Source organism: Methylocella sp. (assembly GCA_037200525.1).
In the GTDB taxonomy this organism is placed as follows: domain Bacteria; phylum Pseudomonadota; class Alphaproteobacteria; order Rhizobiales; family Beijerinckiaceae; genus Methylocapsa.
This window is the reverse complement of sequence record JBBCGG010000001.1, coordinates 3,925,014-3,949,142: the sequence shown is the minus strand read 5'-3', so window position 1 is coordinate 3,949,142 and position 24,129 is coordinate 3,925,014. Positions and strand designations below refer to the sequence as shown.

General features: G+C 59.8%; 19 protein-coding genes, 1 pseudogene and 1 riboswitch. Of the genes and pseudogenes, 14 read left to right on the top strand and 6 right to left on the bottom strand.

Translation table 11 applies throughout. The features are described from left to right. Positions 1-66: 66 nt before the first annotated feature. A riboswitch (TPP riboswitch) is annotated at positions 67-166 on the bottom strand. A gap of 156 nt (positions 167-322) precedes the next feature. From WDN46_19375 to WDN46_19365, 3 genes and pseudogenes are all read left to right on the top strand, one after another. Then, positions 323-820, top strand: a complete 498-nt coding sequence (locus WDN46_19375) for a DUF2165 domain-containing protein (GenBank protein MEJ0095482.1) — start codon at positions 323-325, stop codon at positions 818-820. Positions 821-897: 77 nt separating this feature from the next. Beyond that, positions 898-1,407 (top strand): nucleoside deaminase, encoded by a 510-nt coding sequence (locus WDN46_19370; protein MEJ0095481.1) that lies wholly within the window; start codon positions 898-900, stop codon positions 1,405-1,407. 1,255 nt (positions 1,408-2,662) lie between these two features. Beyond that, positions 2,663-3,429, top strand: a pseudogene (locus WDN46_19365) (IS5 family transposase). A 132-nt stretch (positions 3,430-3,561) separates the two neighbouring features. Here WDN46_19365 and WDN46_19360 read toward each other — a convergent pair. Beyond that, a protein-coding gene (locus WDN46_19360) for an IS5 family transposase (protein MEJ0095480.1) occupies positions 3,562-4,319 on the bottom strand; the annotation gives its coding sequence in 2 pieces (ribosomal slippage) (positions 3,562-3,980 and positions 3,980-4,319; 759 coding nt in all). Here WDN46_19360 and WDN46_19355 point away from each other — a divergent pair. Then, positions 4,305-4,964, top strand: coding sequence for a hypothetical protein (locus WDN46_19355; GenBank protein MEJ0095479.1), 660 nt, complete (start codon positions 4,305-4,307; stop codon positions 4,962-4,964). The genes WDN46_19360 and WDN46_19355 overlap by 15 nt on opposite strands. Positions 4,965-5,164: 200 nt before the next feature. Here the strand turns inward: WDN46_19355 and WDN46_19350 are convergent, their stop codons facing one another. Beyond that, positions 5,165-6,001, bottom strand: coding sequence for a hypothetical protein (locus WDN46_19350; GenBank protein ID MEJ0095478.1), 837 nt, complete (start codon positions 5,999-6,001; stop codon positions 5,165-5,167). A gap of 444 nt (positions 6,002-6,445) precedes the next feature. On the opposite strand from WDN46_19350, the gene WDN46_19345 reads away from it, so the two are divergent. Continuing rightward, a complete protein-coding gene (locus WDN46_19345; protein ID MEJ0095477.1) occupies positions 6,446-7,924 on the top strand; it encodes a carbohydrate porin in 1,479 nt (492 codons plus the stop codon). Positions 7,925-7,992: 68 nt separating this feature from the next. On the opposite strand, the gene gyrA is transcribed toward WDN46_19345, so the two are convergent. The 4 genes from gyrA to dctA all read right to left on the bottom strand — a co-directional run bounded on the left by gyrA (position 7,993) and on the right by dctA (position 13,575). Then, entirely contained in the window at positions 7,993-10,767 is a 2,775-nt protein-coding gene (gene gyrA, locus WDN46_19340; GenBank protein ID MEJ0095476.1) for a DNA gyrase subunit A, read from the bottom strand. Positions 10,768-10,883: 116 nt separating this feature from the next. Beyond that, positions 10,884-11,444, bottom strand: a complete 561-nt coding sequence (locus WDN46_19335; protein ID MEJ0095475.1) for a DUF4142 domain-containing protein — start codon at positions 11,442-11,444, stop codon at positions 10,884-10,886. Between the two features lie 150 nt (positions 11,445-11,594). After that, complete coding sequence (gene ssb / locus WDN46_19330; protein ID MEJ0095474.1) at positions 11,595-12,104, bottom strand: single-stranded DNA-binding protein; 510 nt, start codon at positions 12,102-12,104, stop codon at positions 11,595-11,597. A gap of 145 nt (positions 12,105-12,249) precedes the next feature. Next, positions 12,250-13,575: a C4-dicarboxylate transporter DctA gene (gene dctA / locus WDN46_19325; protein MEJ0095473.1), complete on the bottom strand. Its 1,326-nt coding sequence runs from the start codon at positions 13,573-13,575 to the stop codon at positions 12,250-12,252. Positions 13,576-13,826: 251 nt separating this feature from the next. Here dctA and uvrA point away from each other — a divergent pair, with 251 nt between their 5' ends. The 9 genes from uvrA (at position 13,827) to WDN46_19280 (ending at position 24,095) form a co-directional block, all read left to right on the top strand. Then, positions 13,827-16,853 carry an excinuclease ABC subunit UvrA gene (gene uvrA, locus WDN46_19320; GenBank protein ID MEJ0095472.1) on the top strand — a complete coding sequence of 1,009 codons (3,027 nt, stop codon included), beginning with the start codon at positions 13,827-13,829 and terminating at the stop codon, positions 16,851-16,853. 69 nt (positions 16,854-16,922) lie between these two features. Next, complete coding sequence (locus WDN46_19315) at positions 16,923-17,084, top strand: hypothetical protein (GenBank protein MEJ0095471.1); 162 nt, start codon at positions 16,923-16,925, stop codon at positions 17,082-17,084. 7 nt (positions 17,085-17,091) lie between these two features. After that, complete coding sequence (locus WDN46_19310) at positions 17,092-17,220, top strand: hypothetical protein (protein MEJ0095470.1); 129 nt, start codon at positions 17,092-17,094, stop codon at positions 17,218-17,220. Positions 17,221-17,228: 8 nt separating this feature from the next. Beyond that, the gene (locus WDN46_19305) at positions 17,229-18,146 is read left to right on the top strand and encodes a class I SAM-dependent methyltransferase (protein MEJ0095469.1); all 918 of its coding nucleotides are present in this window, start codon (positions 17,229-17,231) and stop codon (positions 18,144-18,146) included. Then, positions 18,143-18,913, top strand: coding sequence for a pseudouridine synthase (locus WDN46_19300; GenBank protein ID MEJ0095468.1), 771 nt, complete (start codon positions 18,143-18,145; stop codon positions 18,911-18,913). The genes WDN46_19305 and WDN46_19300 overlap by 4 nt, the downstream gene beginning before the upstream one ends. A gap of 150 nt (positions 18,914-19,063) precedes the next feature. Then, complete coding sequence (locus WDN46_19295) at positions 19,064-20,089, top strand: aldo/keto reductase (GenBank protein MEJ0095467.1); 1,026 nt, start codon at positions 19,064-19,066, stop codon at positions 20,087-20,089. A gap of 224 nt (positions 20,090-20,313) precedes the next feature. After that, positions 20,314-20,808, top strand: coding sequence for a MaoC family dehydratase (locus WDN46_19290; protein MEJ0095466.1), 495 nt, complete (start codon positions 20,314-20,316; stop codon positions 20,806-20,808). Between the two features lie 29 nt (positions 20,809-20,837). Continuing rightward, positions 20,838-22,088, top strand: coding sequence for an MFS transporter (locus WDN46_19285; protein MEJ0095465.1), 1,251 nt, complete (start codon positions 20,838-20,840; stop codon positions 22,086-22,088). A 132-nt stretch (positions 22,089-22,220) separates the two neighbouring features. Next, entirely contained in the window at positions 22,221-24,095 is a 1,875-nt protein-coding gene (locus WDN46_19280; GenBank protein MEJ0095464.1) for a CHASE3 domain-containing protein, read from the top strand. The last annotated feature ends 34 nt before the right edge of the window (positions 24,096-24,129 follow it).

Genomic DNA, 24,129 nt, shown 5'->3' with positions numbered 1-24,129 from the left:
TTTAACGTCTTTTTGAAAGCAGGAGGCGGGTCTGGCGGCTCAAGGCTTTAGCGATTCGCCTATGCCTTTTAGCCGTCTTGCCGGTCCCTGCGCTGGCATTATCCAGATTCAGGTTCTATGGGTGTGATCTCAGCCGCCGTCGCCGGCAGCACCCCAAGGCGAACCCTCAGCATAGAACCGCCCGGCGGATTGGGCAAGGCGCGCATTATCTTCGGGCGAGGCCTCAAGCTCCGCTTGATCCCAGCTTTTTTGGCGAGATCAAGACAAGCCTGTTCGGGCAGTGCTATGTCTTAAGCGTTCGTCGGCGCCTTGGGAGGCTCAAATGCTGGCTATCCGTCTTGCCAAGATTGGTTGCGTTGCAGCCTTGGCGCTCTATGCGGCGCTGGTCGCCTTCGGCAATCTGACGGATTATTCGACGAACTTCGCTTTTGTCACGCATGTGTTCGACATGGATGCAATTCCCGCTGGGTCCGCTATCCAGTGGCGGGCGGTGACCTCGCCCGCTCTGCATCATGCGGGCTATATCCTGATCATCGCCGTAGAGATCCTTGTCGCCGCGATGACTGGGCTTGGCGCCCTCGCCTTGCTTCGCAGGCTGAAAGCCACGTCGCGGATGTTTCAGGAGGCCAAGGGCATGGCGATCGCCGGACTAACCCTCGCTTTCTTGCTCTTTGAGGGCGGCTTCGTCGCGATCGGCGGCGAATGGTTCGGCATGTGGCGTTCGCCCGCCTGGGACGGCGTGCCGAGCGCCTTCCGCATCGCCGTGACCATGCTCGGGGCGTTGATTTTCATTTCGATGAAAGACGAGGATCTGGCTTGAGGCCGATGGGGGGTGGAATGAGCCAGTGTTCCTGTCATTGCGGTCCATGGCCTTCGCTCGATGTTGATCGGCGAAGGATGCTGCTTGGCGCGGGCATCGCCGGAGCTGTGCTGGGCGCGCCGCAGCAGGCTGCGGCTGGCGCAACACGGATGGCGCCGCTGCCCGAAGACGAGCATTTTATGCGCATCGCCATCGATGAGGCGGCAAAGGGTGATTTTCCTTTCGGGGCCGTCATCGTGCGTGAGGGAAAGATGATCGCAACCGGCCGCAATCTTGGCAAAACCAACGATGATCCAACAGCCCATGCCGAAATGATGGCGATGCGCAGCTTGATCGAAACGAAGTCCACCGAGTGGCTGAAAGGCGCAACGCTCTACGCCTCGGGCGAGCCCTGCCCGATGTGCATGGGCGCGATTCTGTGGTGCGGCATGGGAAGGGTCGTCTTCGCCGCCTCGATCGCCGAATTCGCGACAAAAATTGGGCAGATCATGGTGACGAGCCAACAGCTCGCGGACGCCGCGCCCTTCGCCAATATCGCGATCACCGGCGGAGTGCTGTCGGCGGAGGCGATGGCGCTGTTTGGGTGAGGGATTCCAGGCGAGTTGATGCTTTATTTTCTCGCGGATCCCCAAGTATAACGAGATATCCACAACCTCCACTGTAGTTTTTTACCCGAATCTTTGCTATACCTAAGCCAAGCTCGAGACGTTTCCTTGCGTCACAGCTTTCGTCGCCTCGTTTCACCGTCGTCAGGTGGTTTCGCGTACAGCGAGCCAGATGGCGCGGAGACCGGTTCCGATCCGGCATCGCTTGGTGCGTCAGGTTCGGCATCGCGTTCAGAAGGAGGGTGCGAGATGCTCGATAAGCGTAGCCAGGATCGCGCCATCAGCTTAAGTGACGGAGCCGGTGCGGCGGGGGACGCGTTTCGCGTCAAGATTGCAGTTTGTTCACGATTTGTTCTCAGCTTCGGCGCCGGAATAAAGGTTGCAATCGCGGGGCGGGCTGCCATCTTTTCGATGGCGGTATGTCTTACGGTTTCAGGTTCGCTTGATCTAACCGTTAGCAACCGCCTCGTTTCACCGTCGTCAGGTGGTTTCGCGTACAGCGAGCCAGATGGCGCGGAGACCGGTTCCCATCCGGCATCGCTTGGTGCGTCAGGTTCGGCATCGCCTTCCAAACGGCCCCCGAGGAGCTGAATCCTGGTACTCGGGGGAGAGTGGCATGAGGCGGCTTCCGGCGTCTTTATCTCATGAGGCTTTCCTAGACGTTTGGAAGCAAAGCTCTGACTCCAGCTCATCTAGTCCCGGCGCCCCGGGTGTTGATCGAGTTCGAGCGCAGTCATTTGCATCTAGGCTAGATGACCACGTCGATCGTATCCGCCGCGAAATTCAACAAAATAAATATCGATTCGAGAAACTGAGAATAGCGCCAATTCTAAAAGCATCAGGCGGGTATCGTATCGTTGCGATACCGACCGTTCGTGATCGTTTGGTGCAACGCGCGCTGCTACGTCATCTGGAAGCCGACGATAGGTTTAAGCCCGTCTCACCGATTAGTTATGGCTTTTCAAAAGAGAGAACGCTGACAGGAGCTCAGAGGCGGGCTGCTCACCTCCGCCGCGACCATCCTTGGGTAGCACAAACTGATATCATAAAATTCTTCGATCAGATCAAACGAGCCGACGTTAAAAACCTTTTGAGGAAGAGCGTGCGCTCAAAAGTTATTTCTGAGCTTTTGTGCGACGCGGTAGACTGCTTAGGCCGTTGTGACGAATTCGGCGTTTGGGGGATTCTCGCGAGGATCTTTCCATGATTCAAGGCTGATTTTTGGAGATCAGCCTTGATGATTCGGGATGTCGATGCGCTGCGAGACGATCAATGGGAGCGGCTTTGTGATCTTGTGCCAGGCGGAAGAGCCGGCCAGCGCGTGCCGCGCTGCGACAATCGACGCTTCGTCGACGCGCTGTTATGGATGGCCCGCTCGGGCGGCCGCTGGCGCGATCTGCCCGAACGCTTCGGCGACCATCAGGCGGTGAAACGCCGCTACTATCGCTGGATCGAGCGCGGCGCCTTGGACGGATTTCTTGAGGCATTCACCGCCGAGGCCGATCTCGAATGGCTGATGATCGACTCAACAATCGTGCGCGCCCATCAGCACGCGGCCGGCGCAAGGATCGCCAAAGGGGGGCGGATGCCCAAGGCCTGGGCCGCTCTCGCGGTGGTTTGAGCACCAAAATCCACGCCGCGACAGACGCACTCGGCAACCCCGTTCGGCTCCTTCTCGGACCTGGGCAGCGCAACGACATCACAAAAGCGCACGCCCTGATCGAAGGCTTTGCGGCCGATGCGATCATCGCCGATAAAGGTTATGACGCCAATCACTTGCGCAAGGCTGTTCTTATGCGTGAGGCTGAGCCGGTGATCCCATCAAAATCCAATCGCCGCGCGCCGCTCCCCTACGACAAGGCGCTCTACAAGGAGCGCAATCTCGTCGAGCGTTTCTTCAATAAACTGAAGCAGTTCCGGCGCGTCGCAACCCGATACGACAAGCTCCTCGCAAACTACCGAGGCTTCGTATTGCTCGCCGCTATTGCTATCATGCTCAGGTAATTCGTCACTACTGCCTAGAGAATCCTGGCGGACGAGGAATGACAATCGCCCGTGAGAACGGCATCAAAGAGGGTATCGGCCTTAGACAGGGGATGCCCGTTTCCCCAATGTTGTCTAATCTAGGGTCCAGACTCACAACCAGTAGCAAACGGTAGCGGCGATGCAGACTGTGGCGAGGAAGTTTATGGCGTTTCGGTCGTAGCGGGTAGCCACGCGCCTGAAGTCTTTCAGGCGGCAGAACATGCGTTCGATGGCGTTGCGGTTTCGATAGAGGAAGGGCGAGAAGCAGTTCTTCCACCTGCGATTGGCCTTGGGCGGGATATTCGGCATAGCTCCGCGCTCCTCGACCTGCCGACGGATCGCATTTGCGTCGTAGCCCTTGTCGCCATGGAGGATTTCGCAAGGAGGAAGTCGCGCGATAAGCTCCGCGCCCGCCGAGCAATCGGCGATTTGGCCGCCGGTGAGCATGAAAGACAGCGGGCGGCAGTCCGCATCGGTCAATGCGTGGATTTTGGTTGTGCGCCCGCCGCGCGAACGGCCGATGGCCTGATTCTTCTCCCCCCTTTGCCGCCACTGGCCGAGCGATGCGCCTTGACCGCCGAGGAGTCGATGAGGACCTGCGCCGGCGGCCCGCCTGCTTGCGCAAGCGCGTGGAACAGATCGATCCAAACGCCCTTAGCAGCCCAGCGAACGTAGCGATTGTAGAGAGTCTTCTTTGGCCCGTACTCCAGCGGCGCGTCAATCCAGCGTCCGCCAGATTTCAGCACATGAATGATCCCGCTGACCACCCGGCGATCATCGACGCGCGCCTTGCCGCGCGTGTCCGTGGGAAGATGCGGCGCGATCTTCGCGAACTGCGCGTCCGTCAGCCAGAATTGATCCCGATTCATAGTCGCTTCCTTTCGGAAGCTGTGAATCACAATCCGCCTGTCACGCCAACCATTTTATGGGTCTGGGCCCTAGTGCTAAAGAAATTTGACACCGAAATCACCAAAGCGGGGATAATTGCTCTGCGCTATGCTGATGACCTCGCCTTATTCGGCGAAAATGAAATGCAGTGTAAAGTCGCGCTCGCTTTAATCAAGAAAAGCTTGTCTATTCTAGGATTAAGCATCCCTGAACTCGGAGAGCAATCCAAAACAATTATTGTAGAGCCTTCAAAAGAAATCCTCTTTCTAGGAGTGCATATAAAGCGGTTCGATACAGAATATCGCCTCTGCGCACCATTTAAAAAACTTGAAGAAATCGAGAAGAAGATGGCGTCTATGTGCTCGCGTAATTTTTGCATTAAGGAAAAAAGAACGCTGAGCGAACTGAGCCGAACTCTTGACTCATTTGTTATCGGACACAGTGCTTCCATGGCTGCCGTCATCAATCGCGACGAGTTTACAAATCGCCTTAGGGCGGCACAGGAGAGGTGCCTCAAAGCTTTGCTGGTGGGCCTCATTGGTGAGAAATCAGTCGCAAAGTTAGATCGCGACCGCAAGGCGATACTTGGATTGGAACCTTTCAGTGCCGGAGTGGCCTTTAACTGACGCGTCTGTATCGTTAAGGTCGCGCGCACGTTAACGCCCCGACATCCGCTATGCTCCACAGGCGGCTCAAGACACACCCAATCTTACCCCAGCCGCAGTTCCGCAACTTGATCACCCGTGTGATCGCATTTCGCCGCTGGCTTGCATGGAGCACGGGCCGACACATCTCCTCGTCGCTGGACGCGCGGCTGCGCCGCCGACTATTGTTCCTTACCGTCGCCTTTCAACCAAACCGCCTCGGACCTTGGGTCGAAGACGACCGTTCCAAAAATCCGAAGAAAAGATGCTCCGAGCTGGGCCGCCGGGACGGTCATCGCGCCGATGCCGCCGCATCCATTCGCGGGCTTTAAAATCAGATGGAAGGCATTTATTCGGGCAACTGGCTTTGTCTCTTCAGTTTCGATCACAAGGGCGCGATCCTTCACCGTGTAGACGCGCCTGCTCTCGCGGCCTTCGCAAGTCGCGACGCTGATATCGGCAACATGATCCAATGCCGTCCCGCTTTGGATCAAACGTTCAAACAGCGCCTCGTTGATATCGACGGAGCGCGCATAGACGACATCGTCATAGCCCGTGTCGAATTGCGCCCAGGCGCGGACCGCTCCAAGTCGCAAAAAGACGACCGGAACATTGGGAAGGTTGCCGTCTATTCTTGAGGGGTCCGAAGAAAAGAAGCCGTTCTGGGCGATGGGAACGAGGCCGTGCGCGCGGAGGGCGCCGGATTGACAGGGCTGAACGCCCAAAAACACCGCGTCTCCGCTAAATTGCGCGCTTAGCTGTGACAGGAGGTCGGAGCCTATGAGGCCGAGCTGCCTTTCGGCAGGTTTTAGCGGCATGTCATAGCAGGTAAGCGCAAAGGCGCCGCCCGTAAAACCTGGCAGCGAAAGATCGGCGATTTTGATGGATCCATGCGGCGCGGCAAATGCGCTCGCCGACAGCGAACTCCGTGTCGCGCCATAGTCCAGAAGGAATTGGCCAGAAACGCCGTCGGCGGTGAGTCCGATATAGGGAGAGGCGCCGTTTGCGACGGCGCTCAATGCATAACGGCGCCCATCGCAGAGAGATTCGTTGTCACGGCCTCCAATGTTCTTGGCGAATGCGATCGCAAGGGCGAGGATCGCGATAGCCGTGATCGAGAGGCATGCTTTCCTGAGAGGATCCATGCTCCATCAAAGGGCCGAGACGGGCAGCGAGTAAATGGTTCGAATTTGGCGCCGCCGGGTCTTCATTCGGACGCTGCCGCCAAGCTCGCCTCAGATTTCGGGGCTGATCCCGAAATAAATGTCCACATGCCTAAACGCGCACGGCCTGCGAGGTTGCGCGAAAATGCCTTAGAATCAGCTAATTGACGCCGCCGCATGATCGGATAACGTCAAACGCGGAAGATCATCAAAAATACATCGCAATATGCATCGCGACGGCTTGGCCGCAGCGGCCCCATGGTCTTCAGAGAGGGGCTCAACCGTTCCGGAGCAGAATTCTTGGGTAAGCCCGAGCATCGGTTCTTGTGGATTTTCATCGTTCTGGCTTCCCTCGCGCCGATTGTCCACAATTCCGCATGGGCGGCGGATGATGTCGCTCAGGCGCAAATCCCCACGCAGGACGATGCCGCGCTATCCAATATGCTGGCGCAAATGCGTAGTCTCGGCGGGTTGCGGCCGGTTCTCGCCGACGCGGGCGTAAATATTATATTCAGCTATTACGGAGAGATGCTGTCGAATCCTGTCGGCGGCGTCAGGCAAGGCCTCATCTATGATAGCCGTCTTGGCGTCCTTATCGATGGCGACCTCGACAAGCTGTTTGGCTGGTCGGGCGCGACGCTCCACGCCAGCATTCACCAGATAAGCGGAGAGGGCCTCTCGGCGGGGTTCGTCGGGAACCTGATGACTGTCAGCAGCATCGAAGCGCCGGCCACAATTCGACTGTTCAATCTGTGGGTCGAACAAAAAGTTGGAGATGATGCGACCCTCCGCATCGGGCAGATCACGGCGTCGCAGGAGTTTTTCATCAGCCGGAACGCCAATTTGTTCGTGAACTCGACGTTTGGCTGGCCGCTGATCGTCACGGAAAATCTCCCAAGCGGCGGGCCAGCCTATCCCGAGGCGACGCCCGGCATGCGGCTGAGATTCAAACCAAGTGAGGCGTTCACGATCAAGGCCGGCATCTTCGACGGCGACCCCGCCGGTCCAGGTTCCGGCAATCCGGTGAATCGAGATCCCTACGGCGTCTCCTTTCGCGTGAGCGACCCTCCGCTGCTGATGACGGAGATTGACTACTTTTACAATCAGGGTTCGGGAGACGGAAATCCGAATGTCGAAGGATCGCGAAATCCAACTTTGGACCAGACGCCCAGCAACGGCGATGCGCGCTCATCGGCCCTGCCTGGAATAATGAGGCTCGGCGCCTGGTATCACACCGGGCAGTTTGCAGACGAGCGTTTTGATCTGCAAGGCCTCTCGCTGGCCAGCCCGGCGAGTTCAGGGCAGCCGCTGCAGCATCATGGCGATTATGGGTTTTACACCTCTATTGATCAGATGCTGTGGCGCTTCCCAGGCGGAGAGCCGGATCAAGGTCTGAGCGGATTCGTTCGCGCGTCGACAAGCCCGAGCGACCGCAATCTCATCGACTTCTACAGCGATTTCGGCCTCACCTATAAAGGGTTGCTGCCGGGGCGCTTGAATGATCAGGCGGGAGTCGCCTTTGCCTATGGGCGGATTTCTCCGCAGGCGATCGCCCATGATCGGGACATGGTTTCGTTCACCGGCGTACCGATGCCGATCCAAAACTACGAGGCCACGATAGAGCTTACTTACCAGGCCAGAATTTCGCCCAGCTGGGCGATTCAGCCTGATCTTCAATACATCATTCACCCAGGCGGGAACGTCGCCGACCCGCTCAATCCCGCCTCTCGGATTCCCAACGCACTGGTGGCTGGCGTGCGCACGATCATAAGGTTCTGATCGAGAGCGCGATCCGATGGCCAAATCGCCATCGGCCTCATTCGAGCGGGGGCGTCAGCAGTCTGCGCTCACGCGTCGCCCAGTTCGCCCTCGGCTTCCGGAGCATCCTCGTCGTCGACCCGTGCGGCGTCTTCTTCGGTGATGTGCTCCACCGCGACAACCTGCTCGTCCTCGGCGGTGTCGAACACGATGACGCCCTGCGTCCCGCGTCCGGCTATCCGAATGCCATCGACGGGGCAGCGGATCAATTGGCCGCCATCGGTCACCAATATGATCTCATCGCCATCTTCGACCGGCATAGAGGCGACGAGCAATCCGTTGCGCGAATTGACGGCCATCGCGACAATGCCTTTGCCGCCGCGTCCGGTGATCCGATATTCGAAAGAAGAGGTGCGCTTGCCATATCCATTCGCAGACAACGTCAAAATGACCTGCTCGGCGGCGGACATTTGCGCATAGCGCTCTGAGCTGAGGCTCAATGCGGGCGCTTCTTCTCCCGCATCCTCGCTCACGGTCTCGCCCAAAGTCTCGCCATTGGCCTCGGGCGACGCTTCGCCGGCGACCGCGCGGCGCATTTTGAGATAGGCCGTGCGCTCGCCGCTATCGGCTTCAATGTGACGCAAAATCGCCAGCGAGATGACGCGATCGCCTTCGCTGAGCGCGATGCCGCGCACGCCCATCGAATCGCGCCCCTTGAATACCCGCACGTCGGTGACGGGAAAACGGATGCATTGCCCTTTGGCGGTGGTCAGCAATACATCGGCATCTTCCGTGCAGATCTGGATATCGACGATTTCTTCTCCCTCGTCGAGCCGCATGGCGATCTTGCCGGCGCGGTTGACCTGAGCGAAATCGGACAGCTTGTTGCGCCGGACGCCGCCGCCAGTCGTCGCGAACATGACGTCGAGGGTAGCCCAAAGATCCTCGTCCTCGGGCAAAGGCATGATGGTGGTGATGCGCTCGCCTTGTTCCAGCGGCAGGATGTTGACGAGCGCCTTGCCGCGCGCCTGCGGCGCCGACAAGGGCAAACGCCAGACTTTTTCTTTGTAGACCTGGCCTCGCGAAGAAAAGAACAGCACGGGCGTATGGGTTGACGCCACGAAGAGCCGCGCGACAAAATCCTCGTCGCGGGTCTGCATCGCGGCGCGGCCCTTGCCGCCGCGCCTCTGCGCGCGATAGGTCGCGAGCGGAACCCGCTTGATGTAGCCATGGTGCGAAACCGTGACGACCATGTCTTCGCGCTGGATCAGATCCTCGTCCTCGACGCCGGGGGCGCTATCGAGAATGATGGTTCGGCGCGGAGTCGCATGCGCGGTCTTCACCGCCAGCATCTCATCCTTGATGATGCCAAAAAGACGCGCGCGCGAACGCAGGATGTCGAGATAATCCGCAATTTCGACGCTGAGCTTGTTTAAGGCCTCGGCGATTTCCTCGCGTCCGAGCGCGGTCAGCCGTTGCAGACGCAATTCGAGAATCGCCCGCGCCTGCGCCTCCGAAAGGCGACAGTCTCCATTCTCGGACAGCACATGGCGCGGATCGGCGATCAGCATGATCAACGGCGACATGTCATGTGCGGGCCAGGCGCGCGACATCAAAGCCTCGCGGGCGGCGGATGCGTCCGCCGAGGTGCGGATGAGGCGAATGACTTCATCGATATTAGCGACGGCGATGGCGAGCCCAACCTGGAGATGCGCAGCGTCGCGCGCTTTGGTCAGGAGGTGTTTGGTGCGTCTTGTGACGACTTCTTCGCGGAAGTCGACGAAGGCGGTGAGGAAATCTTTCAGCGTCAAGACTTCGGGGCGACCGCCGTTCAAGGCGATCATGTTGCAGGCGAAGCTCGATTGCAGCGCCGTGAAGCGCCATAGCTGATTGAGAACGATATCGGCGACGGCGTCGCGCTTCAATTCGATCACGATTCGCATGCCGTCGCGGTCTGATTCGTCTCGAAGATCCGAGATCCCTTCGACGCGCTTGTCGCGAACGAGTTCGGCGATCTTCTCGATCAAAGTCGCTTTATTGACCTGATAGGGGATCTCGGTGACGATCAGCGCCTCGCGCTCTTTGCGCAGAACCTCGACTTCGACCTTCGCGCGGGTCAAGACCGAGCCGCGCCCCGTCAGATAGGCGGAATGGACGCCGGCCCGGCCGAGGATGGCGCCGCCGGTTGGGAAGTCGGGCCCCGGAACATAGGCCATCAGATCTTCGATGGTCATCTCCGGCCGATCGATCAATGCGACCACCGCGTCGATCACCTCGCCGAGATTATGCGGGGGGATATTGGTCGCCATGCCGACGGCGATGCCGCCGGCGCCGTTGACGAGGAGGTTGGGGAAGCGCGCCGGCAGGACGACCGGCTCATGTTCCTTGCCGTCGTAATTCGGCTGAAAATCGACGGTGTCGGAGTCGATGTCCTCGAGCAGCGCCATGGCTGGGCGGGCGAGCCGCGATTCGGTGTAGCGCATCGCCGCGGGCGGATCGCCGTCGACCGAGCCGAAATTGCCCTGCCCGTCGATGAGCGGCAGGCGCATAGAGAACGACTGCGCCATGCGCACCAGCGCGTCATAAATCGCGGTGTCGCCATGAGGGTGATATTTGCCCATGACATCGCCGACGATGCGGGCGCATTTTACGTAGGGACGATCGGGCGTGTGGTTGTTCTCTTTCATCGAGAACAGAATGCGCCTATGCACCGGCTTCAGCCCGTCGCGCACGTCGGGCAACGCGCGGCTGACGATCACGCTCATCGCGTAATCGAGATAGCTGCGCCGCATTTCGTCGGAGATGGAAACGGGTCGAACGTCAGGACCAGGAGCGGTCGGTCCAGTATTATCAGCGTCGGCCAAAGCAAGAAAATCCAGAATGAGATTGAAGAGCGGACTCTATTCCATTCCGCTGCGAAACGCTAGTTCGATGGAGGGAGGACACAACTGCCGCGCGACGGGGTCTAACCAGACGCGATTCAGCTCGATTTGACGCTCTTCTGCAGCGCTTCGAGATCGCGCAGATGGCCTTCAATGATCGGAAGGGTCCGCCGCGCGAAGATTTTGAGCATAGGGTCGGGTCCGTTCGCATCGTAATACCGGAAAAGATCGGCGTCTTTCTTATGTCCGTCCGTCATCATTTCAATGAATTTGGCGTCGAACTCCTTGCCCCAATCATTCTGTAATTGCTTCAATTTGAGCGCCATCTCCTCCGGGAGCTGCGGGTCCTGCGGCAATTCCGCGTTGGGATCGCCGGAAATGGTTCTCCTTAGGTCCTCGTTCGCCGCTGTATGATCCCTGATCATCCGATCAGCGAGCTGCTTTAGCGCAGGATTTTGGGATTTTTCCGCCGCAAGCTGCGCCGCCTGCATTTCAAACTGCGCGGCGGCCACTACCTTGCCGAGGAACACCTCTGTCGACAGCGGCGTCGCAACCATGCGCCCCGATGACAACGGCGGGATGGCATGATGCATCGATTGGGCGTCGGCTGGCGTCGCGCCCACGAGCGCTATGGCGATCACAGGACCCAAGCTCTTCATGACAGAAGCTCCCTAGGACCGCCGCCTTTGCGCTGCGCGCAAGACCCGACCCACTGAGGCTATCATCTGAAACGAATCTGGCGAACGCCGGTTCCCTAAACTGCGCCAGCCGCCAATGTCTCGAAGAGACCGCGGGAACGCGTCGCCCCTCTAAAATGGAATATCGTCGTCGATGATGTCGGCGGTGCGGCTGGCTCCGGCTGCGGCCGGCCGGCGGTCTGGCGCCCGCTCCATCGGCGATGAACGCCCAAAACTCGAACTCGAATCTTCAAATCCGCCGCCGCGATCAGCGTCGGCGTCGCCGCGTCCCCGGCTATCGAGAAGGGTCAATTCGCCGCGAAAGCGTTGCAGCACAACTTCCGTCGTTTTGCGCTGATTGCCTTCCTTATCGGTGAATTCGCGCGTTTGCAGTTGGCCTTCGACGTAAACCTTGGAGCCTTTTTTGCAATATTGCTCAGCGATCTTCCCGAGATTCTCATTGAAAATCACGACATTATGCCATTCGGTCCGATCCTTGCGCTCGCCCGAGGCCTTGTCGCGCCAGGATTCGGTCGTGGCGAGGCTGAAGCTCACCACCGAATCGCCGGAATTCATTCGCCGCACTTCCGGATCGCGGCCCAGATTGCCGACGAGAATGACCTTGTTGACGCTTCCCGCCATCCTAATTGCTCCATCACGTTTTCATCTGCAAATTTCGGCCGATCTTATCTGCTCGGCGCAATGAGCGGCAGCGACAAATAAGTTGTCCACCGGAATCCAAACGTTCTATTTATGTTCTAGCACCGGCCATTAGGCTTAGCAAGCGTCAGCCTGTCGAAACGCCTGTCGCAACGTCGGAGACGTCGACTCTCTTGGCGAGCGCCGCCGACAGCTTGTCGCGGTCGAGTTCGCCTTCAGACCAAGCCACCACGATGGTGGCTACGCCATTGCCGATAATATTCGTCAAGGCTCTGCATTCGCTCATGAATTTATCGACGCCAAGAACGATGGCCATGCCCGGAACCAGGGCCGGATTGATCACAGCCAGCGTGCCCGCGAGGGTGATGAAACCAGCTCCCGTGACCCCGCTCGCGCCCTTCGACGTCAGCATTGCGACGAGAAGGATGGCCATTTGCTGACCGAAGGACAGATCGACGCCGAGCGCCTGCGCGATGAACAGGGTTGCGAGGGTCATGTAGATATTGGTGCCGTCGAGATTGAATGAATAGCCGGTCGGCACGACGAGGCCGACGACGGGTTTTGAGCAACCGAGCCGTTCGAGTTTTTCCATTAGCGCGGGCAGAGCGCTCTCGGACGAGCTGGTGCCGAGCACGATCAGAAGTTCGGCTTTGATATAATTGAGGAACTTGAAAATATTAAATCCGGCGATGCGGGCGATCGAGCCGAGGATCAAGACGATGAACAACGCCGCCGTCAAATAGAAGGTCGCGATGAGGCCGACGAGGCTGCCCAGCGCTTGCGGCCCATATTTGCCGACCGTGAAAGCCATGGCCCCAAAAGCGCCGACGGGCGCGGCCTTCATGACGATATTGATGACGCCGAAAAAGCCATGGGCCAGATCGTCGATCAGCGACAGCGCCGTTTTGCCGCGCTCGCCCAGCGCCATCAGGGCGAAGCCGAACAGAATTGAGAATAACAACACCTGGAGCACATCGCCTTTGGCGAAGGCGCCGACGACGCTGTCGGGAATAATCTCAAGAAAGAAATTAACGGATTGCCGCGTCGCCGCATCATGAGCGTAGCTGGCGACGGCCGCAGCGTCGGACTTGCCGGCAAAGCCGGCGCCGGGGCGCAGCAGATTGCCGACAAGGAGACCGAACGCCAGCGCCAAAGATGAGACGATCTCGAAATAAATCAGAGCTTTGACTGCGACGCGGCCGACTTTTCGCGCATCCGAGACATGCGCTATGCCGGAGACGACGGTGCAGAAAATGATCGGCGCGATCAGCATTTTTATCAGCTTGACGAAGCCGTCGCCGAGCGCCTTAACCCAAGGATTGGTCGCAATATCGGACAAAAGCCAGCCAAATAGCGCGCCAAGGATGATCCCGATCAGAACCTGGACATAGAGAATTTTATAAAAAGGTTTCGCTGGGGTTGGGGTCTGAGATTTCGCCGAAACCGCGTCCATAAATTTCCCCCGCGATCAGAACCGGCGTCCGCGCTGATTTATCATCTTGCTCGCAACGGCGCTATCGGCCGCCCGGCGGCGCAGTTTCAGAATTATCTAAAAGACAATGGCAAAGTGAGCCAAGCTAGCTAAATTAGATAGGGCGACGCCAAAAATTTCGCCGCTGGCCGCATGGCGGCGAGTCTCCTGAAGCCGAACGTCTTGAGGCGGAAGCTCTTTAACGCTTCGATCGCCTCAGCTAGATAGGATCAATGAAGACAAAGAAGCCGTCTACTCCTCCCGGCCCAAAGGCGGGACGGGCTGCGCCCAAGACTGCGCCTAAAACTGCGCCCGCCCCAAGCGCGGCGCAGCCTGCAGTTGTGCGGAGCGCTCCGCGGCAGCCCTCTCCCAAAGTCTTCGATGGCCGAGCCATCGTGATTCGCGGCGCGCGCGAGCACAATCTCAAAAACGTCGATCTCACCATTCCGCGCGACAAGCTGGTCGTGTTCACCGGCCTCTCGGGCTCGGGCAAGTCTTCGTTGGCGTTCGACACCATCTACGCCGAAGGCCAGCGCCGCTATGTGGAATCGCTGTCGGCCTATGCGCGGCAATTTCTGGAGATAATGCAGAAGCCCGACGTCGACCAGATCGACGGCCTGTCGCCGGCGATTTCAATCGAGCAGAAAACCACGTCGAAAAATCCGCGCTCGACGGTCGGCACCGTCACGGAAATCTATGATTACATGCGGTTGCTCTTCGCCCGCATCGGCATTCCCTATTCGCCGGCGACCGGCTTGCCGATCGAGAGCCAGACTGTCAGCCAGATGGTCGATCGCGTCATTGCGCTGCCGGAACGCACGCGGCTTTATCTGATCGCGCCGGTCATTCGCGGCCGCAAAGGCGAATATCGCAAGGAAATCGCCGATTTCATGAAGCGCGGCTTCCAGCGTTTGAAGATCGACGGGCAGTTCTATGAAATCGCCGACGCCCCGGCGCTCGACAAGAAGCTGAAGCATGACATCGACGTCGTGGTCGATCGCATCGCCGTGCGGCCCGATATCATATCCCGCCTGTCGGAAAGTTTTGAGACCGCGCTCGAACTCGCCGACGGCATCGCCATCGCCGAATACGCCGATGAGCTGGACGAAAAAGGCGCACCGAAGCGCATCGTCTTCTCGGCCAAATTTGCTTGCCCCGTGTCCGGCTTCACCATCCCGGAAATCGAGCCCCGGCTGTTTTCGTTCAACAATCCATTCGGCGCCTGTCCTCATTGCCACGGACTTGGGTTCGAAGAGACCGTCGACGCCGAGCTGATCATTCCTGATCCAAAGCTCACATTGCGCAAAGGCGCGATCGCTCCCTGGGCGCGCTCCAGTTCGCCCTATTACATGCAGACCCTCGAAGCGCTGGCGCGGCATTTCAAATTCCGCCTCGATGTGCGGTTCGAAACCTTGCCGAATGAGGTTCGGGATGTGATCCTCTACGGCTCCGGCAAGGAAAGCGTTCGGTTCGCCTATGAGGATGGCTTCCGTTCGCATGAAGTCGATAAGCCATTCGAGGGCGTCATTCGCAACCTTGAGCGCCGTTATCGCGAGACGGAGAGCGAATGGTCGCGCGAGGAAATTGGCCGTTATATGACCGCGACGCCGTGCAGCGTCTGCCACGGCGACCGGCTGCGGCCGGAAGCTTTGGCGGTCAAGATCGATGGTCGTCATATCAGCGAAGTCACCGCCCTTTCGGTGCGCGCGGCCTATGTCTGGTTCGACGAACTTGGTGAAAAACTCGATCCGAAGCGACGCGAAATCGCAGCCCGCGTCCTGAAGGAGATTCGGGAGCGGCTATCGTTTCTGATCGACGTCGGCCTCGATTACCTCACTCTTGGCCGCGCCGCCGGCACTCTGTCGGGCGGCGAGAGCCAGCGCATCAGGCTCGCCTCGCAGATCGGCTCCGGCCTCACAGGGGTGCTCTATGTGTTGGACGAACCCTCGATCGGCTTGCACCAGCGCGACAACGCCCGCCTGCTCGATACGTTGCGGCGTCTGCGCGACCTCGGCAACAGCGTCATCGTCGTCGAACATGACGAAGACGCGATCCTCGCCGCCGATTACGTCGTCGATGTCGGCCCTGGAGCCGGCATTCATGGCGGCGAGATCGTCAGTCAGGGAACTGCGGCCGAGATCATGGCCGATCCCCATTCGCTGACCGGGCAATATCTGACCGGCGCGCGCGAAGTCGCCAGTTTCCGGCCGCGCCGCGCGGCCGACTCTGAACGCAAGATCGGCATCGTCGGCGCCAGCGGCAATAATTTGAAAAACGTCTCGACCTCGATCCCGCTTGGACTCTTTACCGCCATCACTGGCGTATCCGGCGGCGGAAAATCGACGCTGATCATCGACACGCTCTACAAGGCTGCGGCGCGGCGGCTGAATGGCGCGTTGGAACATCCGGCCCCGCATGAGCGGATCGACGGGCTGGATCAGCTTGATAAAGTCATCGACATCGATCAATCGCCGATCGGGCGCACGCCGCGCTCCAATCCCGCGACTTATACTGGCGCCTTCACGCCCATCCGCGAATGGTTCGCGGCGCTTCCAGAGGCGAAGGCGCGCGGCTATCAGCCGGGCCGCTTCTCGTTCAACGTCAAGGGAGGCCGCTGCGAGGCCTGCCAGGGCGATGGCGTCATCAAGATCGAGATGCATTTTCTGCCGGACGTCTATGTCACCTGCGATGTCTGCAAAGGCAAGCGCTACGATCGCGAAACTCTGGAGGTTAAGTACCGCCATAAGTCGATCGCCGACGTGCTCGACATGACGGTGGAAGAAGCCGCCGATCTCTTTAAGGCGGTCCCCTCGATCCGCGAAAAAATGGCGACCTTGTCTCGCGTCGGCCTTGGCTATGTCAAAGTCGGTCAGCAGGCTAATACGCTTTCCGGCGGCGAAGCCCAGAGGGTCAAGCTCGCCAAGGAATTGTCGCGGCGATCGACCGGACGAACGCTCTATATTCTCGACGAGCCGACGACGGGGCTGCATTTCCACGACGTCGCCAAACTGCTCGAGGTGCTGCACGAACTCGTCGACCAGGGCAATACGGTCGTCGTCATCGAGCATAATCTCGAAGTGATCAAAACAGCGGATTGGGTGATCGATCTTGGTCCTGAAGGCGGCGACGGCGGCGGCGAGATCGTTGCGGCAGGCTCGCCCGAAGCCATCGTCAAAACAAAGAAGAGTTACACCGGGCAATATTTGCGCGAGGTGTTGCAGCGCCGCCCGGTTGGCAAGGCTAAGGCCGCTGCGGAATAGGCGGCCTGCCGCTGATTGCGCCGGGTTGCGATCGTAGAAATAAATATCAATTCATCGCCGGAGCTAAAAATGGCGCGTAAACCAAATTACGATTTCGAGCGCAGGGAGCGCGAAAAGGCCAAGGCCGCCAAAACCGCCGAAAAGGCCGCGGCCAGGAAAGCGGAGAAGGAAAAGGCCGAGGCTGAGAAGCCTACAACGCCTGATGACCATTCGCCGCCGAGCGACGAATAGAGGCGGCTTGGAAATTTTTGGCGCCAAGCCGAGCCTCACGGTGAAAAAGGCACTGACGCTCGCCGCCGAGATCGCCACGAGGCTTGAGCTTTTAAATGCCTCTATGAAAAAGCGGCGGGATCAACATCGGGTCTGAGGGTAAGCGTGGCGGCAACTGAGAATGATGGCGTCTATGGAATTCCGCCAGAAGGACTGATCGCTCTTGTTGCAGGCGCGACGCAGGTTTCGCCGCTCATCCCCGGCGCCGCGGCGCTGGAGGCGCAGGGCGAGGGATCCTTCGGCGAGATGACGATGCTGGCTCCGCCAGGCACTTTGGAGCGGCGCTATGCGATGGCGTTGGCGCTGAACGCTTTGGCCCCCGGCGGACGCTTGACCGCCCTGGCGCCGAAAGACAAAGGCGGCTCGCGCATAGCCGATGAATTGCGCCAGTTTGGCGCTGCCGTGATCGAGAACGCAAAGCGCCATCATCGCATCTGCGTTTGCGAACGCCCAGACGTGATCGCCGGCTTTGACGAGGCGCTGAGCGGGGGCGCGGCGCAGTGGGTCGAGCCTATCGGCCTCTGGTCGCAACCCGGCGTGTTCAGCTGGAACAGGATAGACCCCGGCAGCGCGCTGCTGACGGAAAATCTTCCTCCTTTATCAGGGCGCGGCGCCGATTTTGGCTGTGGCGTCGGCTATTTGTCCAAAACCGCGCTGACCTCGCCGAAGGTCGCGCAGCTTTCCCTGATCGACATCGACCGCCGCGCGATCGAAGCGGCTCGCCGCAATGTCGAGGACGTTCGCGCGCGTTTTTTCTGGGCCGACGCGCGGCGCGCCGACGCCGGTCTTTCCGAACTCGATTTTGTGGTCATGAACCCGCCTTTCCATGATGGCGGCGCCGAAGACCAGAGCCTTGGGCAGAGTTTTGTGACGCGCGCCGCGCAAGTTCTTCGCAAGGGCGGCGCGCTATGGCTCACCGCCAATCGCCATTTGCCTTATGAAGCGGTGCTGAAGCCCTTGTTCAGGCGCGTCACGCTGAAAGTGGAAGCTGGAGGGTACAAGATTTTCGAGGCGCAGAAATGAGCAAGGCCGCCGCGAATTTGCGGCTCGATCGGCTGCTCGCGAACCTTGGCTATGGCACGCGCCGGCAAGCGCAGCAGATTGTTCGCGCCCGTCGGGTTACGCTGGATGGAGAGGCGCTCGTCGATCCCGACCAGCGCATGGCGATAGCGCCGGATCTTTCCTTGCGCATGCGCGTCAACGGCGAGCCGCTCGACCCGCCGCCGGGGCTGGTTTTGTTGTTGCACAAGCCTTGCGGCGTCACCTGTTCGCACAAAGAGGCGGGGCCGCTGGTCTATGGGCTTCTGCCGCCGCGTTTCAGTTTGCGCGAGCCGCCGCTCTCAACCATCGGCCGTCTCGATAAAAACACCTCCGGCCTGTTGCTGCTGACGGATGATGGCGAACTGCTGCATAGAATCATTTCGCCGCGCAATCACGTGGCGAAACGTTACCGCGTGACCCTGGAGCAGGACATGCGCGGCGACGAGCGTGATATTTTTGCGTCGGGAGCCTTGATGCTCGACGGCGAGGAAAAGCCGCTGTTGCCGGTCGGTCTCGAAATGCTGTCGCCGACCAGCGCCTATGTGACCTTGACGGAGGGGCGCTATCATCAAGTTCGCCGCATGTTCGCGGCGGTAGGCAACTACGTCGCGGCGTTGCATCGAGATCGGGTCGGAGCGCTGGAGTTGCCGGATGCGCTTGCGCCGGGCGAGTTTATGGCGTTCAGCGTGGCGGAGATTGCGGCGACCTTGTTTCCCGAGAGGAAGCTTGACGCGACGAGCTTGAGCTGAAGCGCGGGGGCATACGCGGCCGGCTGCCGAAGTATTTCGTGAGAGCGCCGCGCTTGATGTGTTCAACTCGAATTGATCAGATATGTCGGCCCGTTACCCTTACGCTCCGCCGCCGCGGCGGCGACGCCGTCACATCAAAAGGAATACGCAATGGAACATCGACGTCTTGGCGGATCGGGATTCAATGTCCCCGTCCTGAGTTTTGGCACAGGCACATTCGGCGGCAAGGGCGAATTCTTCTCGGCCTGGGGCGCTACGGATGTGAAGGACGCCACTCGGCTGGTCGATATTTGCCTCGAAGCCGGCCTCAACCTGTTCGACTCCGCTGATATCTACTCCGCCGGCGCTGCTGAAGAGGTTTTGGGCGAAGCGATCAAAGGGCGTCGCAACAAGGTTTTGATTTCGACGAAAGCGACGTTCCGGTCGGGGCAGGGGCCAAACGATGTTGGCTCTTCGCGTTTTCACTTGATCGAGGCCGTCGAAGGCTCCTTGCGGCGGCTTCGGACGGACTACATCGATCTGTTTCAGCTGCACGGCTTTGACGCCCTGACGCCGGTCGAGGAAACATTATCGACGCTGGATGATCTCGTTCGCGCCGGCAAGATCCGCTATGTCGGCTGCTCGAATTTCTCCGGTTGGCATTTGATGAAATCGCTCGCCGTCGCAGATCGCTACAATCTGCCGCGCTATATCGCGAATCAGGCTTATTATTCGTTGGTTGGCCGCGATTACGAATGGGAGCTGATGCCGCTTGGCCTCGATCAGAAAGTCGGCTGCTTTGTCTGGAGCCCGCTCGGCTGGGGGCGGTTGACCGGCAAAATCCGTCGCGGTCAACCGGCGCCGGCCGTCAGCCGGTTGCCCAAGACAGCCGATATGGGACCGCAGATCGATGAAGATTACCTCTATCGCGTTGTCGACGCCCTTGACGAAGTTGCGAAGGAGACCGGCAAATCCGTGCCGCAGATAGCGTTGAACTGGCTGCTGCAAAGGCCGACCGTATCGAGCGTCATCATCGGCGCGCGCAATGAGGAGCAACTGCGGCAAAATCTCGGAGCGGTCGGCTGGAATCTGACGCCGGCGCAAGTCGCCAAACTCGATGCCGCGAGCAAGCGCCCGGCGCCATATCCTTATTGGCATCAGCACGGATTTACCGAGCGCAATCCCTTGCCCGTCTAGGGTCGCCGGCTATGTTCGTATTTATGACGCCTTTGCGCATATGACAGGCGTGGCGTCAGATTCGTGGAAGGGCCCGCCGACCGCACGGGAGCCGTCGGGCCCATTCGCTGTGTCTACATTCGCCGCCTGACGCCAATCTCATCGAGGTTTTGCGACGCGTTTCGGGCGTTGATTTCTTCGACGCAGGCTATATATGGCGCTGATAATATCAATGGAGATGCTCCATGGCTGCTGGCGACTCTGCGGGCGAGGCTTTGCTCTATCTCGATGATCTGCGCATCGGGCAGCGCTTCGTCAGTGCATCGCATCAGATGGACGAAGGTCAGATCAAGGCTTTCGCCGCGCAGTTCGATCCGCAGCCTTTCCATCTCGATGATGACGCGGCGAAGGGCACACTGTTCGGCGGCCTTGTCGCCAGCGGCTGGCACACTGCCGCGATAACGATGAAGCTTCTGGTAGAAGGCGGCGCGCCAATGGCGGGCGGCGTCATCGGCGCGGGAGGCGAAGTCACCTGGCCAAGGCCGACGCGCCCAGGCGATATGCTTCACGTGGAAAGCAAGATCGTGGACATCGCGCCATCGCGATCCCGCCCCGACCGGGGAATGGTCATAGTTCGGAGCGAAACGCGCAACCAGCGCGAGGAGACTGTGCAGATCATGACGGCGAAGCTCGTCGTCCAGCGCCGCCCCACGCAGGCGGAAGCGGCGCTCCCGGATTAGGGCGAGATGGGCAAGAAATTCTACTACGGATGGATGTCGTCGGGGTCGCATTTCTGGTGCTGCTGGTAGGCGCCGGCGTGCGCGCCACGCCAACCATTCTTATCGCGCCGCTTCAACGCGAGTTCGGCTGGTCGACGGCGACGATCAGCGCGCCGATCGCGGTGAACATCTTTCTCTACGGCATGCTCGGTCCTTTCGCGGTCGCCGTGATCGAACGCTTCGGGCTCGCGCGTTCGGTTTGCGCCGCGCTGCTCCTTCTCGCCGTCGGAGTCGCGCTCACCACGCTGATGACGGCGCCGTGGCAAATGATGTTGCTTTGGGGCGTGCTCGTCGGATCTGGAACCGGCATGGTCTCGACCGTGCTCGGCGCGACAGTGGCTGGACGTTGGTTCACCCGGCATCGCGGGCTGGTGCTTGGGATGTTGACCGCCAGCAGCGCCACAGGCCAACTCATCTTCCTGCCGATCCTCGCCCAATTGGCGGTCAGCTTCGGGTGGCGCGCGGTATCGCTGACCGTCGCGCTGGCGGCTCTTCTATTGGTCCCGCTTGTAGCCCTGCTAATGCGCAATCGCCCATCCGACATGGGCCTGCCCCGTTACGGCGACGCCGACCTCCACCTTGCCGCGCAGACAGGCGAGAGCCCGGTTCGGCGCGCTTTGTCGGCGCTGGCGCGCGGCGCGCGCTCTCGCGATTTTTGGCTTTTGTCGGGGACTTTCTTCATTTGCGGCGCATCGACCAATGGGCTGGTCGGAACCCACATGATTCCGCTCTGCATCGATCACGGCGTCGCCGAAGTTGCGGCGGCCGGGCTGCTCGCCACAATGGGTTTGTTCGATCTTGTCGGGACGACGGCGTCGGGCTGGCTGACCGACCGCTTCGACAGCCGGAAGCTGCTCGCTTGGTATTATGTACTGCGGGGGCTCTCGCTCCTGTTCCTGCCCTTTGCGTTCGACTTCAATTTCTATGGGCTGCCGCTCTTTGCGATTTTCTATGGCCTCGACTGGATCGCGACGGTGCCGCCGACGGTCAGACTCGCGGGGGAGGCGTTTGGCGAGGAGAACGCCGCGCTCATGTTTGGCTGGATCGCGGCCTCGCACCAGATCGGCGCCGCCTGCGCGGCGTTCCTCGCCGGCGTCCTGCGCACTGAGACCGGCGATTATTTCGCCGCGTTCTTTTCGGCTGGCCTGCTCTGCTTCTTCGCGGCAGTTCTCGTCGCTTTCATTGGGGGTCGGCCCAAGCTGCAGGGCATCGCGACCTCGCCTGAGGCCGCCGCGCGCTGAAGCGGGGAGGCGAAAGCGTCATCGATTCAAACTTAAGCGATCATGGCGTTCGGCCACAAAAAAGCTAATATGTTCACCCGATCATGTTTTGCTGCGCGGCCGCGACCGGACCGTCGCGTTTAAGGATGTCCGATGCCGGTCTTTCTGCGTAGACGCTCCATCATCGCTCTTGCGATCGCGCTGGGGATGCTGCTTAGCGCCATCGCTGCGACGGCGGTCCTCGTCGGCGTGCAGGCAAGCGATCAGAAAAAAGTTCAGCGTTCTCTCGAAGTCCAGATCCGCCTAAACCACGTCTTTTCGCTGTTACAGGATGCGGAGACGGGGCAACGCGGTTTTCTGCTGACAGGCAAGGAAAGCTATCTTGAACCCTATGTGGCGGCTCTCAGCGCTATAGACCAGGAAATGCAGGCGCTGGGCTCGATAGTCGTCGGCGATGATCGTCAGGCCAAGGCGCTCTCCGAGCTGCGCCAGGCCGCTCACCAGAAGGTCGCCGAGCTGCAAGACACCGTCGAACTGAAGCGCGATGGCAAGACGAACGCCGCGCTGGCCTTGGTTCAAACCGATAAGGGGCAGGACTTGATGGCGCGCGTCCGCGGCGCGGTCGAGAGCATGGACGCAACGGAACAGCGAACGCTCGCGGAAAGTCAGGCCTATTCGCTGCGCACAGGCTTTTTGACGGAAGCTGGAGTGGCCGGAGCGCTGCTGCTCGCGATCATCCTTGGCGCGTTGACGATCAGGGATACGAAACGCCTTTTCGTCGCCGTTGCGGACGCCAATGACGCGCTTCATCTCGCCAATCGCAAGATCGTGCAGGAGGCTGAACAAAAGCAGCGCCTGGAGCACCAATTGCGCCATTCGCAGAGAATGGATGCGATCGGGCAGCTGACCGGCGGCATCGCGCATGACTTCAACAATATGTTGGCCGTGGTCATCGGCAGCCTGAATCTGTTGAAGCGCAAGGTGGAGCGCGGCGAAGAGGATTTCATGAGATTCGTCGATGGCGCGCTCGACGGGGCCGAACGCGCCGCAGTGCTGACCCACCGCCTATTGGCTTTCTCGCGCCAACAGCCGTTGGCGCCGCAGGCGATCGACGCCAACAAATTCGTGGCGGGCATGTCGGACATGATGCGCCGGACGCTCGGCGACGCGATCAAGGTGGAGACTGTCCTGGCGGGCGGCCTCTGGCGCACTTACGCTGATCCGAGCCAACTGGAAAGCGCCATTCTCAATCTTGCGGTCAACAGCCGCGACGCCATGCCGGACGGCGGCAGACTGACCATCGAGACGGCCAACACCAGTCTGGACGACGCCTACGCCGAGCAGAATGTCGGCGTCCAGGCCGGACAATATGTCCTCGTCTCCGTAACCGACACCGGATCAGGAATGTCCCCCGAGGTCGCGGCGAAAGCTTTCGACCCCTTCTTCACGACCAAAGCCGCAGGCAAGGGAACAGGCCTTGGCCTCAGCCAAATCTTCGGCTTCGTGAAGCAATCCGGCGGTCATGTCAAAATCTACGCCGAACTTGGCCAAGGAACGGCGATCAAGATTTATCTTCCCCGGTTTTTTGGCGACGATGCCGAGCGGCCGATATCCGCCGCCGCGTCCGGCGAGCCAATCCCGGTGGGGAGCGCCGATATTGTCGTTCTGATCGTTGAGGACGAAGAGCGGATGCTTCGGCTGGCGATCGAAGCCTTCCGGGATCTCGGCTATAGCGTCCTCTACGCCAATGGTCCGGCCAACGCGCTGCGGATTATCGACGAACACCCGGAGATCAATCTCCTATTTACCGATATCGTCATGCCGGAGATGAACGGGCGCAAGCTGGCGGAACAGGCGCTTTTAAGGCTCCCGCGTCTCAGGGTCATCTACACGACGGGCTTCAGCCGCAATGCCGTGATTCACAATGGCATACTCGATCGCGACGTTAATTTTCTGCCGAAGCCCTTTACGCTGGAGCAGCTGGCGCGGAAAGTGAAAGCCGCTTTGAGCGGCGCGAGACAAGGTTGATCGCCAATCTCGCGCCAGTGTAGGGAATCCGTTA